The 16078-nt window shown below is 71.6% G+C and carries 9 protein-coding genes; 8 read left to right on the plus strand and 1 reads right to left on the minus strand.

Annotated elements, in window-relative coordinates; translation table 11 throughout:
* Positions 1-203: 203 nt before the first annotated feature.
* The 3 genes from RM844_RS12405 (at position 204) to RM844_RS12415 (ending at position 5915) form a co-directional block, all read left to right on the plus strand.
* Complete coding sequence (locus tag RM844_RS12405) at positions 204-2912, plus strand: transglycosylase domain-containing protein (protein WP_311667147.1); 2709 nt, start codon at positions 204-206, stop codon at positions 2910-2912.
* A gap of 146 nt (positions 2913-3058) precedes the next feature.
* Entirely contained in the window at positions 3059-4597 is a 1539-nt protein-coding gene (locus tag RM844_RS12410) for a glycosyltransferase family 87 protein (protein ID WP_311667148.1), read from the plus strand.
* Positions 4587-5915, plus strand: coding sequence for an MFS transporter (locus tag RM844_RS12415; RefSeq protein ID WP_311667149.1), 1329 nt, complete (start codon positions 4587-4589; stop codon positions 5913-5915). The genes RM844_RS12410 and RM844_RS12415 overlap by 11 nt, the downstream gene beginning before the upstream one ends.
* 22 nt (positions 5916-5937) lie before the next feature.
* Here RM844_RS12415 and RM844_RS12420 read toward each other — a convergent pair whose 3' ends face one another.
* Positions 5938-7464 carry a CCA tRNA nucleotidyltransferase gene (locus tag RM844_RS12420; RefSeq protein ID WP_311667150.1) on the minus strand — a complete coding sequence of 509 codons (1527 nt, stop codon included), beginning with the start codon at positions 7462-7464 and terminating at the stop codon, positions 5938-5940.
* Between the two features lie 140 nt (positions 7465-7604).
* On the opposite strand from RM844_RS12420, the gene RM844_RS12425 reads away from it, so the two are divergent.
* The 5 genes from RM844_RS12425 (at position 7605) to RM844_RS12445 (ending at position 16006) form a co-directional block, all read left to right on the plus strand.
* Positions 7605-9932, plus strand: a complete 2328-nt coding sequence (locus RM844_RS12425; RefSeq protein WP_311667151.1) for a DUF6049 family protein — start codon at positions 7605-7607, stop codon at positions 9930-9932.
* An 18-nt stretch (positions 9933-9950) separates the two neighbouring features.
* Positions 9951-12527, plus strand: a complete 2577-nt coding sequence (gene murJ, locus RM844_RS12430; RefSeq protein ID WP_311667152.1) for a murein biosynthesis integral membrane protein MurJ — start codon at positions 9951-9953, stop codon at positions 12525-12527.
* Between the two features lie 172 nt (positions 12528-12699).
* The gene (locus RM844_RS12435) at positions 12700-14376 is read left to right on the plus strand and encodes a protein kinase family protein (protein WP_311667153.1); all 1677 of its coding nucleotides are present in this window, start codon (positions 12700-12702) and stop codon (positions 14374-14376) included.
* 60 nt (positions 14377-14436) lie between these two features.
* Positions 14437-15132 carry an RNA polymerase sigma factor SigM gene (sigM, locus tag RM844_RS12440; RefSeq protein ID WP_311667154.1) on the plus strand — a complete coding sequence of 232 codons (696 nt, stop codon included), beginning with the start codon at positions 14437-14439 and terminating at the stop codon, positions 15130-15132.
* The gene (locus RM844_RS12445) at positions 15125-16006 is read left to right on the plus strand and encodes an anti-sigma factor family protein (RefSeq protein WP_311667155.1); all 882 of its coding nucleotides are present in this window, start codon (positions 15125-15127) and stop codon (positions 16004-16006) included. The genes sigM and RM844_RS12445 overlap by 8 nt, the downstream gene beginning before the upstream one ends.
* The last annotated feature ends 72 nt before the right edge of the window (positions 16007-16078 follow it).

Raw genomic sequence — 16078 nt, forward strand, 5'->3', positions numbered from 1 at the left:
CCGGAAAGAAAGATGGTTTTTGCCGCTGCGTAGTCTGGGCCCGTGCGGATCAGCCCAACGGGGAACCTTGCGGAGCGCGATGACGTCTTCGTGGAAGGTGACGTGCGCCCGAAAGTGGCGAGGGATCACACACCGGGGGATCGGGCCACCAGAAGTACCCGCCGTCAACAGGCAGGGATGTCTGTCCTAGGAGTAGCTACCCCATGAGCGAGCACCGTCGCAAGCCGCCGCAGTCGCGCGGTCGCCGCGCCGCGTCGTCCGGCCGTCGCGCCGAGCCACCGCCCGCTCCCCCGGCGGCCCCCGTTGACGGGCCGCCGGGGGTGCCGGGCCAGCGGGCGCACGGCAGCCGCGCCGAGGCCCGCCGTGCCGCCCAGCGCGGCGGGCGGCGCCGGGCCGGCGGTGCCGCCGGCACGGCCGCCAGCGCCGCTGAGGGCGCCAGCGGGGGCCGTCGGCGCAGAGCCGAGCCCACTGGGCGCAAGCGCCTGATCGACTACCCGCGCGCCAACAAGCGCGGGCTGCGCCGCTGGGTGCCCTCCTGGAAACAGGTGGTGGGCAGCGCGGTAGCCTTCTTCGGCCTGATGGTCGGCCTCGTCGGCCTGGCCTACGCGATGACGGAGATCCCCGACCCCAACCAGCTGGCCCAGCAGCAGAGCAACGTCTACTACTGGTCCGACGACACCCGGATGGTGGTCTCCGGGGGCGAGGTCAACCGGCAGGAGATCCCCTACGAGGAGATCCCGGAGGCGATGCGGCACTCCGTGGTGGCGGCGGAGAACGCCACCTTCTGGGACGACTCCGGCATCGACCCGATGGGCATCGGCCGGGCCGTGCTCAACATGGCCAGGGGCGGCGACGTCCAGTCCGGCTCGACCATCACCCAGCAGTACGTGAAGAACATGTACCTCACCCAGGACCAGACCCTGGAGCGCAAGGCGCGCGAGCTGCTGCTGTCGATCAAGGTCGGCGCCGAGCGGTCCAAGACGGAGATCCTGGCGGGATACCTCAACACGGCCTACTACGGCCGGGGCGCCCACGGCCTCCAGGCCGCGGCCCAGGCCTACTTCGGCGTCGACGCGGTCGACCTCGACCCGAGCCAGTGCGCGTTCCTCACCAACCTGCTCAAGGGCCCCAGCCTCTACGACCCGTGGAACCTCCAGGGCGAGCCCGACGAGGGCAACCTGGAGCGCGCCCAGGGACGTTGGGAGTACGTGGTGGAACGGCGGGTGGAGGTCGGGAACCTCGACCAGGCCGAGGCCGCCGAGATGGAGTTCCCCGAGATCAACGAGCCCACCCCGGCGATGGACAAGGAAGGCCAGATCGGCTACCTGACCAGCCTGGTGGACCAGTTCCTCATCTCAGAGGGGATCGTCACGGAGCAGCAGCTGTCCACCGGCGGGCTGCAGATCCACACGACCTTCAATCCGCGGATGATGGAGCAGATGGAGGCCTCGGTCGAGGCAGTCAAGGAAGAGCACATCGACCCCGAGGCCCGCGACGAGGACCGGCACGTGCAGTTCGGCGCCGCCTCGGTGATCCCAGGGGACGGCGCGATCGTCGCCATCTACGGCGGCGCCGGCTACCCCGAGCACTACGTGAACAACGCCAACTCGCCGAACGCGCAGGTCGGTTCGACCTTCAAGCCGTTCGTGCTGGCAGCGGCGATGCAGGAGGGCATCCGCGACCCCGAAGGCCCGCCGGAGCAGAGCCGGGAGGAGCGCATCCAGCTGTCGCCGGAAAGCGTGTATCTCAGCGAGGACGGCCTCCAGATCAACCAGTACAACGGCGAGACGCTGTACGTGGAGGACGCGGAGACCGGCGAGGACATCACCTGGGAACAGGCCAACTTCGAGGGCAAGTCCCCGGGTGAGCTGACCCTGCGGGAGTCCATGGAGGTCTCGGCCAACTCACCCTTCGTCCAGCTGGGCATGGACATCGGCCCGGCGACCGTGGCCGAGGTCGCGGAGGCGGCCGGACTGCTGCCGGACAGCCTCGGCCCGGCCAACGACACGGTGCCCTCGTTCGCCCTCGGTGTCTCAACGCCGGGCCCGATCCGGATGGCCACCGCCTACGCCACCTTCGCCGCCGGCGGCGAGCGGGCCGAGCCGTACTCGGTCACCCGGGTCGAGTTCCCCGACGGGGAGAGCTACGAGTACGAGACGGAGACCCAGCGCGCCTTCGAGGCCGCCGTCGCCAACAACGTGAACGACGTCCTGGTCTCCGTGGTGGAGAGCGAGCAGGGCAGCGGCCACGAGATCGTCCGGCAGGGCTTCGACAAGCCGGCGGCCGGCAAGACCGGCACCACGGACGACAACAAGAGCGCCTGGTTCGTCGGCTACACCCCGCACCTCTCCACCTCGGTCGGCATGTGGCGGATCGCCTCCGACCCGGAGGACCTGCGGGAGGACGAGGAAGCCGGCTTCATGTCCATGTACGACACCGCGGGCATGACCCGGATCAACGGTTCCAGCCTGCCGCTCCAGGTCTGGCTCGGCTTCATGCGGGAGGCCACGGCCGACCACGAGCCGACCGAGTTCCCCGAGGCGCCGGAGATCGGCGAGACCATCTGGGGTGGCGGCGCGGAGAGCCCGCCGCCGCCTCCCCCGGAGGAGACCGAGGCCCCGCCGGAGGAGGAGACCGAGGAGCCGGAGGCCCCTGAGGAGCCCGAGGAGAGCGAGGACCCGGAGCCCAGTGATCCGCCCACCGGCGAGGAGCCTGATCCGGAGCCCACCGATCCCTGCATGCCCTGGACCCCGAACTGCGAGGAGCAGGGTGATCCCGGCGGGACCGACCCGGGCACCAGCGACGGCCCCGGAAACACCACCGACCCGGGCACCAGCGAGGGACCGGAGGGGACCGACCCGGGCGAGAACGGAGACCCGGGTTCGAGCAACTCGGTCTTCCCCTGGGACTGACGGGGAGCACCGCGACACCGAAGGCTCACCCACCGAGGGCCGGGCATGGGCAACAGCTCATGCTCGGCCCTCGGCCGTGAGCGCCCCGCACCGCCGGGCCGGCCCACCCCCCGCCACGGAGGGGGGCCGTGGGGCAGGATGGGCGCATGGCGCATCCCAACCGGCGAGCGGTCGTTCAGCCCTCGTCCCAGGACGAGGTGGCCGCCGCGGGCAGCGAGTTGATCGGTGGGCCGGCCGGCCGGCGGGCGGTCCCGGGCGACGGCTGGTGGACCCCGGTCCGCGTGGTCGCCCTCGTCATGATCGGCATGTTCGCGCTCGGCATGGTCCAGAAGGTGCCCTGCTACCAGGAGTACTGGTTCTTCAGCGCCACCGGCCAGTACACCCACGCCTGTTACTCGGACATTCCGTATCTGTACGAGTCGCGCGGTTTCGCCGACGGGAAGCTCCCCTACGCGGAGCTTTCGGACACGCTCTCCGACGGCATGCGCTTCCTTGAGTACCCGGTGCTCACCGGCTACTTCATGCAGCTGGCGGCCTGGCTCACCCCCGGGGGCGGGGAGGTGCTGGAAGCCCAGCTCTACTGGATGGTCAACGCCGGGCTGCTGATGGTCTGCGCCGTGGTGATCGCCGTCTGCGTGGTCCGCGTCCACCGGCACCGCCCCTGGGACGGCCTGCTGGTGGCGCTCGCGCCGGCGCTGGCGCTCACCTCCACCATCAACTGGGACCTGTTGGCCGGAGCGTTGACCTGCCTGGCCCTGCTGCTCTGGTCCCGGAGCCGGCCAGGGTGGGCTGGAGTGCTGATCGGGCTGGCGACGGCCGCGAAGCTCTACCCGGTCCTGCTGTTGGGTCCGCTGCTGCTGCTCTGCTGGCGGGCGGGTCGTTGGCGCGCGTGGCTGGTCACCACCCTGGCGGCGGGGACCGCCTGGCTGCTGGTCAACCTGCCGGTGCTGCTGGCCGCGCCGGAGGGCTGGTCGAGGTTCTACGACTTCAGCCGCGAACGCCCGGTGGACGTCGGCTCGTTCTGGTTGGTCATCGCCCAGCGAACCGGCGCCGAGCTGGACTCCGTGAACAACTACGCCATCGCGCTGATGGTGCTGGGCTGTGCCGGCATCGCACTGCTCGCCCTCGCCGCGCCGCGCCGCCCACGCCTGGCGCAACTCGCCTTCCTGGTAGTGGCGTTGTTCATCCTGACCAACAAGGTGTACTCGCCGCAGTACGTGCTCTGGCTGATCCCGCTGGCGGCGTTGGCCCGCCCGCGCTGGCGGGACTTCCTGATCTGGCAGGCCTGCGAGGTGCTCTACTTCCTGAGCATCTGGATGTATCTGGCCTACCGGCACGGGGAAGACCACCAGGGCCTGTCCGTGGGGGGGTACCAACTGGCCATCCTGCTGCATCTGGCGGGCACGGCCTACCTCTGCGCCATGGTGGTGCGCGACGTGCTGCGCCCGGAGCACGACCTGGTGCGGCGCGACGGTTCGGACGACCCCGGAGGGGGCGTACTGGACGGGGCGCCGGACGCCTTCACCCTGCGCCGCAGCGAGGTGTCGAATCCGGCGCCCAGCCCCTATGTCGCCTGGGGCGTCGCCGCACCCCCACCGACCTTCTCCCCGACCTGGCCCGACCGTTCCCGGCCCGACCATCCTCGGCCGCCACACAGCACGGACGACGTTTCACGTGAAACCTGAGAGACAGCCGCCGAGCACCTCGGTGATCCACAACCTTCGGGATCTTCTGCGCGGCAGCGGCTTTCGCCGACTCCTGACCGTCCGGTTGCTCTCCCAGTTCGCCGACGGGGTCTTCCAAGTAGGGCTCGCCACCTATGTGGTCTTCGCTCCCGAGCAACAGACCACCCCCGCGGACATCGCCGCGGCCATGGCGGTGCTCCTGCTGCCCTACTCGCTGCTGGGACCGTTCGCCGGCGTGCTCCTGGACCGCTGGCGACGCCGCCAGGTGCTCTTCCACGGGAACCTGTTGCGCTGCGCCCTGGTCGTCGCGAGCTGTGCCCTGATCCTGAGCGATGCCCCGGACTGGCTCTTCTACCTCTCGGCCCTCCTGGTGACGGCCGTCAACCGCTTCATCCTGGCCGGGCTCTCGGCCGCCCTCCCCCGGGTGGTGGTCGAGCCGGACCGGCTGGTCGTCGCCAACTCCCTCTCGCCGACCGCCGGCACCCTGGCAGCCACCCTGGGCGGCGGCGGCGCCTTCGTGGTCCAACTGCTGGCCAGCTCCCAGGGCGTCGAGGACACGCTGGCGCTGCTGTTGGCCGCGGCAATCTATCTGCTCGCCGGGCTGGCCGCCCTCCGCCTGGGCCGCGACCAGCTGGGGCCGGACGACCGGGCGCTCGCGCCGGATCTCCGCACCGCCGTCGTCGCCACCAGCCGCGGCCTGACCGCCGGACTTCGCCATCTCCGCGACCGCCCCTACGCGGCGTGGACCCTGACCGGCGTCGGACTGATGCGCTTCTGCTACGGCGCCCTGCTGGTGACCGTGCTGATGCTCTGCCGCTACGCCTGGGACGAGGGTGGCGACGAGGGGGTCGCGCTGCTCGGCGTGGCCGTCGGCATATCCGGGGCCGGCTTCTTCGTCGCGGCCGTGCTGACCCCCTGGCTGGTGGCCCGGCTGGGCCGGCTCGGCTGGTATGTCTGCTGCGCCCTCGCCGCCGCCGTGTTGGTGCCGGCGCTCGGCCTGCCCTTCGCTCCGGCCCCGATGATGCTGGCCGCCTTTGTGCTGGGGCTGGTCACCCAGAGCGCGAAAATCGTGACCGACACGGTGGTGCAGTCCTCGGTCTCGGACGACTACCGCGGCCGCACCTTCGCGCTCTACGACATGCTCTACAACATCGCCTTCGTCGGAGCGGCCGGAGTAGCGGCGCTGATACTGCCGTCGGACGGCCGCTCCCCAGCCTTGCTCTGCCTGGTCTCCGCGCTCTACGCACTGACCGCCCTGCTGATCGCACGACTCCGGTGCCGCGCTGTTTCACGTGAAACAGCGGAGGCGGCCGGCTGAGGACAGTGGTGTGCCGGCAGCGTCACCCCTGCTGGGCCCACCACTCCTTGAGCGCGGCCTCGGCATCCGCCCGCTCCATCGGGCCCTTCTCCAGCCGCATCTCCAACAGGAAGCGGTAGGCGCGCCCCACCACCGGGCCCGGACCGACCCCCAGGATCTCCATGACCTCGTTGCCGTCGAGATCCGGACGGATGGCGTCCAACTCCTCCTGCTGCTTGAGTCGTTCGATGCGCTCCTCCAGGCCGTCGTAGGCCCGGGAGAGCGCCTGCGCCTTCCGCTTGTTCCGGGTGGTGCAGTCCGACCGGGTCAACTTGTGCAGCCGGTCCAGCAGGGGACCGGCATCGCGCACATAGCGCCGCACCGCGGAGTCGGTCCACTCGCCGGTGCCATAGCCATGGAACCGCAGGTGCAGCTCCACCAACCGCGAAACGTCCTTGACCAGCTCATTGGAGTACTTGAGCCGGGTCATCCGCTGCTTGGCCAGCTTGGCGCCGACGATCTCGTGGTGGTGGAAGGAGACGCGGCCATCCCCTTCGAAGCGGCGGGTCTTGGGCTTGCCGATGTCATGGAGCAACGCCGCCAACCGCAGCACCAGGTCGGGGCCGTCCTCCTCCAGGTCGATGGCCTGCTCCAGCACGGTCAGGCTGTGCTCGTAGACGTCCTTGTGGCGGTGGTGCTCGTCCCGCTCCAGCCGGAGGGCAGGGATCTCGGGCAGAACCCGGTCCGCGAGTCCGGTCTCGACCAGCAGCGCGATGCCGCGGCGCGGGTGGGCGCTCAGCAGCAGCTTGTTCAGCTCGTCCCGGACGCGTTCGGCGGAGACGATGTCGATCCGCTCGGCCATCGCCGCCATGGCCGCCCGCACCGGCTCGGCCACCGTGAACTCCAGCTGGGCGGCGAAGCGCGCCGCCCGGAGCATCCGCAGCGGGTCGTCCGAGAAGGACTCCTCCGGCGTACCCGGCGTGCGAAGCACCCGCTGGGCCAGGTCGGCGAGGCCGTTGTGCGGGTCGACGAACTCCTTCCGCGGGAGTGCCACGGCCATCGCGTTCACGGTGAAGTCCCGACGCCGAAGATCCTCTTCGAGCGAGTCCCCGTAGGCGACCTCGGGCTTGCGCGAGTCCCGGTCGTAGGCCTCGGAACGGTAGGTGGTGATCTCCAGCTGGTAGTCCCGCCGGCCCTCGCCGCCCTCCCCGAGGGGCGCGCTCTTGCGGCAGCCGACGGTGCCGAAGGCGATCCCGACCTCCCAGACGGCGTCCGCCCAGGGACGCACCAACCGCAGCACGTCCTCCGGGCGCGCGTCGGTGGTGAAGTCAAGATCGTTGCCGAGTCGCCCGAGGAGCGCGTCGCGTACCGAACCCCCCACCAGGGCCAGGCTGAACCCGGCCCGCGCGAAGCGGGTGGCGAGATCGTCGGCGATGGGGGAGACCCGCAGCAGCTCCCCCACGGCCCGCTGTTGCGCCTGGCTCAGCTCGGGCGCGGCCTGGCGGATGGTGCTGTCTTTCCTGTCGTTCGACACAACAGCACAGGGTACGTGGCTCACCGCCGCCGGCATCGTGGCCGGGGGGCAACCGGGGCCGCCAGCCCTGGCGTTCGCGGGTGGCGATCATCGTTACCATGAAGGCGCGTTGAGGGCTGGGGATGGACCCCGGGAACAGCGGGGATGAGAAGGAACGGGGCTGACGCGTGCCTGAGATGGCGGAAACACCATCGTCCCGACCTGGTGCCGGCCAGCGGGCCGGACTCCTGGGGCCCCGCGGACGCCGTCTCTTCGGTCTCTGTGCCGCCCTGCTGGCCACCGTGCTCTCCGCCGGCCTCGGTCCAGCGGCCACGGCGGCCACGCCGACCACGCCGGGTGCCGTGCCCGCCCAGACGGGCACCGGTTCGCTGGCCGCCACGGTCACCCTCGCCGAGCTGAGCCCGGTGGCCCCCGAGCAGGGCGACACCCTGACCATCCGGGGGACGATCACCAACGAGGGCGACAGCACCATCCTGGGCAGCTCCGTCGCGGCCCGCCAGGGCGTCCTGCTGGACAGCCGAGGCGCCATCGACGAGGCGATGGCCCGCAGCGAGTTCGGCATCGACCGGGACGGCCCGATAGTGACGGGGCACGGCCAGGACATCGGAGACGTGGCGCCGGGCATGTCCCGCACCTTCTCCCTCGAAGTGCCGGTCTCCGCCCTCTCCCTGGGCGAGGACGGGGTCTACCAGCTCGGCGTCGCCCTTACCGGGCAGACCGAGGCCGAGCGGTGGGACCGGATTCTCGGCATCGGCCGCAGCCTGCTGACCTGGCAGCCCACGGGCGCGGCGGACGCCTCCGGGACCCAGCTGACCGTGCTGTGGCCGTTGATCTCCCGGACCCACATGACCGCCCAGACCGGTGCCAACGAGGAGCAGACACCGACCTTCCGCGACAACTCCCTGCTCGCCGAGATCTCCCCCGGCGGTCGCCTCCACCAGCTGGTGCGGCTGGGCGCCGAGCTGCCGGTGACCTGGGTGGTCGACCCGGACCTGCTCGCCTCGGTCGACGCCATGGTGGAGGAGTACCAGGTCTACGAGGGCGACAACCTCGTCCCGGGCGCGGGCCAGCGGGAGGCCAGGGCCTGGCTGCACGACCTCCAGGAGGCGGTGCGCGGCGACGAGGTGGTCGCCCTGCCGTTCGGCGACCCGGACCTGGCCTCGCTGGCCCACCAGGGGCGAGAGGTGCAGGGCGCCCTCTGGCAGCTGGCCACCGCCACCGAGACGGCCGCGGTCACCGTCGAGTCGGTCCTGAAGGTCGAGCCGACCACGAACTTCGCCTGGCCGGTGGAAGGCGCGGTGGACCCCTCGATCGTCTCGGTCGCCACCTCGGCCGGCGCGCACAACGTCATCGCCCGCGGTGACAGCCTGCGCGACGACGGCCTGGCCCACACGCCCTCGGCCGCGCGCCCGATCGGGGACGGCAACACCGCCATCGTGGCCGACCCGGTGCTCTCCACCCTCTTCACCGCCGACATGAGCGGCGCCGGCAACGCCACCCTGGCTCGCCAGCAGCTGCTCGCCCAGACCCTGGCCATCGCCGAGGAGGACACGGCGAGCGAGCGCAACCTGCTGCTGGCCCCCCAGCGGATGCCGACCGGCGACCAGGCGCAGGCCATGGCCGACGCCGTGCAGGCGCTCCAGGAGCATGCCGACTGGCTCTCCTTCGCCGACCTGAGCACCGCCGCCGCCGCGGCACCCGACCCGGCGGCCAACCAGCGGGTGCCGAGCGCGGACGAGTACCCCTCCCGACTGCGCCAGCAGGAGCTGCCCACCAGCGCCTTCCAGATCATGCGGGAGACCCAGCGCGCGCTGGACGACTTCACCGTCATCCTGACCCGCCCGGATCGGGTCGAGCCGCCCTTCGGCAACGCGATCCGCCGGGAGATGTCCACCTCCTGGCGCGGCCACGAGTCGGACGCGGCCGCGTACCGCTTCACGGTGCAGAACGGTCTGGAGGACCTCACCGACCGGGTCCGCATCATCCAGAAGTCCCCCATCACGCTCTCCGGTCGCAGCGCCACCATCCCGGTGACGGTGGAGAACAACCTGGTGCAGGACGTCCAGGGGCTTGAGCTGCGGCTGACCTCCAGTCGCCGGATGGGACTTGAGGTGGGCGAGGCCCAGCAGGTCACCGTGGGCGGGGGGCACAGCCAGACGGTGAAGTTCTCCGCCACGGCCCGGGCCAACGGCCAGACCTTCCTGGAGGCCCGCCTCTTCACCGCCGAGGGCGACAAGGCGTACGGGGAGCCCATGCGGTTCCAGGCCGACGTCACCTCCATCACGCCCGTGGTGCTGATGGTGATCGCCGGCGGCCTGCTGCTGGTGGTGCTCGCCGGTATCCGGATCTACACACAGCGCAAGCGAGCGGCCCGCGAGGGCGGCACGTCCGACGACGCCTCGGCGGGTGAGAGCGACTCCGACACCAGCGGCGTCAACACCGACACCCCGCCCCGGGGTGAGAGGCTGGATCCCCCGACGAGTGAGCCGGAGTCCGGACCGTGAGCCTAAGGTGGGGTAGCGATGCAAGCGCCGTATGACCGTGAACGCGGCCAGGCGCCGGATGGCGGTGACCCGTCCGGCTGGCCGGAACACGCTGCGGACCAGAGCGGCTACCAGCCCTACGCGGAGCCGCCCCACGCCGGCTACGACCCGCAGGCCGGCTACCCCCCTCAGCAGCCCTACGGGCAGCAGCCGGCGCCGCCGCACGGGCAGCGGCAGCCGGCCGGATACGACCCCTACCTGGCGGACAGCTACGCGCACGACCCGTACGCGGCCCGCGATCCGCTGGCGCAGGACCCGGTGGGTGAGGCGCTCTACGACCGCACCGCGCACCCGCCCTACCAGGGCCCCACGGACCCGGCGGCCGGCTACCAGCAGCCGCAGGCCCCACAGCACTACCAGGACCCCCGGTGGGGCGCGCCCGAGGCGCAGTATCCGCAGCAGGCGCAGCCGGGCGCCTCGTACCCGGACGGCCTGGCCGGCCAGCACGGCGACCAGTTCGGCGGCCCATACCAGCAGCACGGCCAGCACGGGCAGCACAACCAGTACAACCAACACGCGCAGCAGCACGGCCCGGGCCCGACCGGCGGCTACCCGCCCGCCGGGTCCGACCAGCAGTACCAGCAGCAGCCCGGGCAGCCGGACGACGCCTTCGCCTACCTCTTCCGGGACCAGCAGCACCCGGGGGCCGGCCCGGCCCAGTCCCCCGCCCAGCCGCCGGCCGAGTCCTACCCCCAGCCACACCACCCGCAGGGGCAGCATCCCTATCCGCAACAGCATCGGGAACAGCCCCGGGAGCAGCAGCACCCTCAGTACCAGCACCCCCAGCACCCCCAGCATCCGCAGCACCAGCAGCACCGGCCGCCGGCGCCGCCGCCCCCCTCACCCCCGGCGCCCGCCGCCGCGCCGGCCCCGGCGGCCGATCCCACCCCGACGCCCGCGGAGAGCAAGGGCGGTGGTGGGCGAGCCAGCAGCCTGCTGAGGTCCAGCGCGATAATGGCGGCGGGCACCCTGGTCTCCCGGGTCACCGGATTCGTCCGCCAGCTGGTCATCGTGGCGGCCCTCGGCGCGGCCGTCCTCGCCGACACCTACACCGTCGCCTGGGCCCTGCCCTCGATGATCTACTTCCTGATCATCGGCGGTGGCCTCAACTCCGTCTTCGTGCCCCAGCTGGTGCGAGCCATGAAGGACGACGAGGACGGCGGCGACGCCTACGCCAACCGGCTGCTGACCCTGGTCATGGTGGCCCTGGCGGTCCTGGTCGTCGGCGGCATGCTGGCGGCGCCCCTGCTGGTCCGGCTGCAGACCGCCAAGTTCGCCAGTGACCCGGCGGCCAACGAGCTGACGATCACCTTCGCCCGCTACTTCCTGCCCACCATCTTCTTCACCGGCGTCTACACCGTGCTGGGCCAGATCCTCAACGCGCGGGACCGGTTCGGCGCGATGATGTGGACCCCGGTCCTCAACAACATCGTCGTGATCTTCACCTTCGGCATGTTCCTCTGGGTCTACGGCACCCAGGGCAGCTCGGAGATGAACGTCACCACCATCACCCCCGAGGGCATCCGGCTGCTGGGCATCGGCACGCTCCTGGGCCTGGTGGTCCAGGCCGGCGCGATGCTGCCGTACCTCAGGGCCGCCGGGTTCCGCATCCGTCCGCGCTTCGACTGGCGCGGCCACGGTCTGGGCAAGGCGGCCCGGCTGGCCAAGTGGACGGTGCTCTTCGTCCTCGCCAACCAGGCCGCGCTGATCGTGGTCACCCAGTTCGCCACCTGGGCCGGCGACAACGCCGACCGCGCCGGTTTCCCCGGCACCGGCTTCACCGCCTACAACAGCACGCTGCTCATCTGGCAGATGCCGCAGGCCATCATCACCGTCTCGGTGATGGCCGCCCTGCTGCCCAGGCTCTCCCGCTCGGCGGCCGACAACGACACGGCCGCGGTCCGCGACGACCTCTCGCACGGGCTGCGTACCTCGGCGGTGGCGATCGTCCCGATCAGCTTCGCCTTCCTGGCGCTCGGTATTCCGATCTGCACCATGCTCTTCGGCTCGGCCGGCGAAGCGAGCGCCCGTTCCTTCGGCTACATCCTGATGGCCTTCGGGCTGGGGCTGATCCCCTACTCCGCCCAGTACGTCGTGCTGCGCGCCTTCTACGCCTACGAGGACACCAAGACGCCGTTCTTCAACACCGTGGTGGTCTCGTTCGCCTGGATCGTCCTCTCCACGCTGAGCTTCGTGCTGCTGCCGGACCGCTGGGTCGTCGCGGGCATCGCCTTCGGCTACGGCGTGGCGTACGCCCTCGGCGTGGTGATCGCCTGGCGGCGCCTGCGGCAGCGCATGCGCACCGATCTGGACGGGCCCCGGGTGGTCCGCACCTACATCCGGCTCTGCGGCGCCTGTCTGCCGGCCGCGCTGCTCGGCGGCCTCGCCGGCCTCTTCCTGCTGGACACCCTGGGCCAGGGCCTGCTGGGCTCGCTGGCCGCGGTCAGCGTCGGTGGGCTGCTGTTGTTGGCGATCTTCTACCTGGCCGCGCGCCGGATGCGGATCCAGGAGATGACCGTCCTGGTCGGCATGGTCCGCAGCCGGCTGGGGCGCTGACCTCGGACGTCGCGGGGAACCGGCGCACGGGGCCGCGACCCCGACGCATTCCGGCCACCCTCCGTACAACCTCCCGGTGCCCTCACATGTCGTGCGGGGTGACGGACTAACGGCACAATGAATCTGGCAGAGTCCACGACCGACGGCTCGGAACGGGGAGGCGGAAGCGACGGTGGCGGAACGGAGCACGGCCACAAGCCCTCCGCAGGACCAGGCGAACGCCCGGGAAGCTGCGGACACACCTGAGCCGGAGGGCGAGACCGCCACGAGTGCCACGCAGGAACGTCCTCCGTCCGCCCCCGAGCCGGTCGAGCTGCACAGCGGTCACCGACTGGCCGGTCGCTACCGGCTTGAGGAGTGCATCACCCGACTGGACGGCTTCAGCAGCTGGCGTGCGGTCGACGAGAAGCTGCGCCGCGCGGTGGGCGTCCACGTGCTGCCGGCCAGCCACGAGCGGGCCGCCACGGTGCTCTCCTCGGCGCGGTCCACCGCGCTTCTGGGCGACCCGCGCTTCGTCCAGGTCCTCGACGCGGTGGAGGAGAAGGGCCTGGTCCATGTGATCCACGAGTGGCTGCCCGACGCCCAGCCGCTGCACACCCTGCTGCACAGCGGACCGTTGGACGCGCACGAGGCGCAGGCGCTCGCCGGCCAGGTCGCCGAGGCCATGGCCGCGGCCCACCAGAAGAACCTGGTGCATCTGCGGCTCAACCCGGCCACGGTGCTCCGCACCGGCCCCTGCCAGTTCCGCATCCGCGGGCTGGCCGTGGACGCGGCGCTGCGGGGCATCGAGGTGGACGACCCCCAGCGCACCGACACCGAGGCCATCGGGGCCCTGCTCTACGCGGCGCTGACCCAGCGCTGGCCCTACCCGCAGGGCGTCTATGGGCTCAGCGGCATCGGGGAGCTGAGCACGGGTTCCAGGGATCCCCTGCTCACCCCGGACCAGGTGCGGGCGGGGGTGCATCGGCGGCTCTCCGAGCTGGCCATGCGCGCCCTGGTGAACGACGGCGCCACCGCGGCGAGCGAGAAGCCCGCGCTGACCACCCCGGAAGAGCTGCGTCAGGCGCTGGCGGCCCTGCCTCGGATCCGCCCCCCGGAGCCCACCCCCTCCGCCATCCCGCAGTTCCACCAGCCGACCACCTTCCAGCGCGGCTCGCTGGTCAGCGGTGGCCAGCCGCCCGCCGCGAGCCGTCCGGTGCCCACTGGTCCGGCCGGGAGCGCGCCCCCGCCGCTGTCCGGACGCTGGGGCACGGCCCTGAAGCTGGGCGTCTCCGCGCTGCTGATCGCCGCGCTGGGGCTGGGCAGCTGGCAGCTCGCCGACGCGCTGCTGAAGAAGGACTCACCGCCCGAGAACCCCCCGGTCCCCGGTCCGGTCGTGGAACCGGACGACGAGGCGCCACCCGCCGGCCCGGTGACGGTCAGCGAGATCTCGGAGTTCGATCCCCTCGGCTCCGGACAGAACCCGGAGTCCGCCCCGCTGGCCATCGACGACGACCCAGCGAGCTTCTGGCACACCAAGAACTACTACGGAACACCGAACTTCGGTAACCTCAAGCCCGGTCTGGGCCTGCTCCTGGACCTCGGCGAGGCCCAGGAGATCCAGTCCATCGACGTGGAGGCCCTCGGCTCGACGAGCGTCGAGTTCCGGGTCGCGCCGGCCGACGCGACCACGGCGCCCAGCCATCAGGACGGCTTCACGGTGGTGGACGGCGGCACGGGCACCTCGCTCACGCTTGAGGGAGACGAACCAGTCGAGACACGATTCGTGCTCGTCTGGCTGACCGAACTGCCGCAGGGGGATGACGGCAACTACCGTGGCCGAATCACCGATATCAGCGTTCACCAGTAATCGGTCAGAACACGAGCAGGCCGGCCCCGCCGGTCCCGGGGGGCAGAGGGAGGTGCCGTGGTGAGCAGTCAGGCGCCCAGCGAACCCGCCGTCTCCAGCGACAAGGAGCTGCTGGCCCAGCACGTGGCCGGGGACCCGGAGGCGTTCACCGAGCTGGTCCGACGCCACCGGGATCGCCTCTGGCGGGTGGCGATGCGCACCCTGGGCGACCGCGAGGAGGCGGCGGACGCGCTCCAGGACGCCCTGGTCTCCGCCTACCGCTCCGCGCACACCTTCCGGGGCCACTCGGCGGTCACCACCTGGCTGCACCGCATCACCGTGAACGCCTGCCTGGACCGGGTGCGTCGGGCCCAGAGTCGCCGTACCTCGCCGATGCCGGAGCCGGAGCGGCTGGAGGATCTTCTGGAGCCGCACGAGTCCGCGGAAGCCCCGGCCGAACGTCAGGACCTCCGCCGTCAGCTACACACCGCGCTCGCCGAACTCCCCGCAGAGCAGCGGGCCGCCCTGGTCCTGGTCGACATGCAGGGCTACCCGGTGGCCGAGGCGGCCCGCATCCTGGAGACCCCGGTAGGCACGATCAAGAGCCGCTGTGCCCGTGGCCGCGCGCGCCTACTGCCGCTGCTCCGGCACCTCCACCCCAAGGCCTCCCCGGATGAGGAGACCGTGCGGAACCAGACTTCGGGTCCATCCGTCCCACCTCCCAGAGGCAGGGGAGCGGCCGGCGCCACCGAGAAGGAGGTGGGCAGACATGAGTGAGAAACACCCCGAGCCCGCCGAGATCGCGGAGCTGGACGAGGGCTTGCTCTCTCCGGCCGAGGCGGCCGGCCTGCGCGAACACCTAACGCACTGCCCCCGCTGCGCGGCGGTGCACGATGATCTGACCCTGCTGCGTCAGACCCTGGCTGATGAGACCGACCCCGGCCCGATCCCGGACGATGTCGTCCTCCGGATCGACGCGGCGCTCGCCGCCGAGGCAAGCCGGCCCATCGAGCTGCCGCCTGTTTCACGTGAAACAGCGCCACCGCAGCGGCGCCGTTCCCGTGGCCGCTTCATGCTGGCGGCGGCCGGCGCGGCACTGGCCGTGGGCCTCGGCGGCGTACTCCTCCAGACGTTGGGCACGGTGAGCGAGGACGGCGCCGCCAGCGATGCCGCGGCGAACTCCGGCGCCGCCGAAGAGGCTATAGCCACGCCGTCCGAGCTGCCGGTGGAGTACCTGGAGGGCCAGGTGCGGGAGCTGCTCGAGGACACCGAGCAGTCCGAGGCGTCCGCCGCCGAGGAGCCGCCCACCCAGGAGCCGCCGCCCGAGCCGGAAGCGCCGGCCCCGCCGCCCGTATCCACCAGCGCGCCCAGCGACACGCCGCCCGACGACCCCACCGAGGAGCCGGACACGGGGGGACTCCAGGTCCTCTCGGAAATGCCGATCTGTGTGGACGAGGCGATCAACCGGCCCGAGGAACCCCTGGCCGTCAATGCGGAGGACTACCAGGGTATGGACGCCTACCTGGTCGTCCTCCCGCACAGCGAGGACCCCGAGTTGGTGACCGCCTATGTGGTGGACGCCCAGTGCGTCTCCGCCGACCCGCCGGTCACCGGGGAGATCCTGCTGGAGGAGAGCTACCCCCGCGACTAGGACGTCGCGACCGGGGGAGCCCACCGAGAAGATCGTTCGCGTCGCGCCCTCTCCGGCCGTCGCGTTTCCCCG

Source organism: Streptomyces chisholmiae (assembly GCF_031845445.1).
In the GTDB taxonomy this organism is placed as follows: domain Bacteria; phylum Actinomycetota; class Actinomycetes; order Streptomycetales; family Streptomycetaceae; genus Streptomyces; species Streptomyces chisholmiae.

Bases quoted from the DNA above. Each gene is read 5' to 3' on its own strand.
- RM844_RS12420 (WP_311667150.1), bottom strand. From the start codon at position 7,464: ATGCCGGCGGCGGTGAGCCACGTACCCTGTGCTGTTGTGTCGAACGAC.
- RM844_RS12405 (WP_311667147.1), top strand. From the start codon at position 204: ATGAGCGAGCACCGTCGCAAGCCGCCGCAGTCGCGCGGTCGCCGCGCC.
- murJ (WP_311667152.1), top strand. From the start codon at position 9,951: ATGCAAGCGCCGTATGACCGTGAACGCGGCCAGGCGCCGGATGGCGGT.
- RM844_RS12410 (WP_311667148.1), top strand. From the start codon at position 3,059: ATGGCGCATCCCAACCGGCGAGCGGTCGTTCAGCCCTCGTCCCAGGAC.
- RM844_RS12425 (WP_311667151.1), top strand. From the start codon at position 7,605: ATGGCGGAAACACCATCGTCCCGACCTGGTGCCGGCCAGCGGGCCGGA.
- RM844_RS12445 (WP_311667155.1), top strand. From the start codon at position 15,125: ATGAGTGAGAAACACCCCGAGCCCGCCGAGATCGCGGAGCTGGACGAG.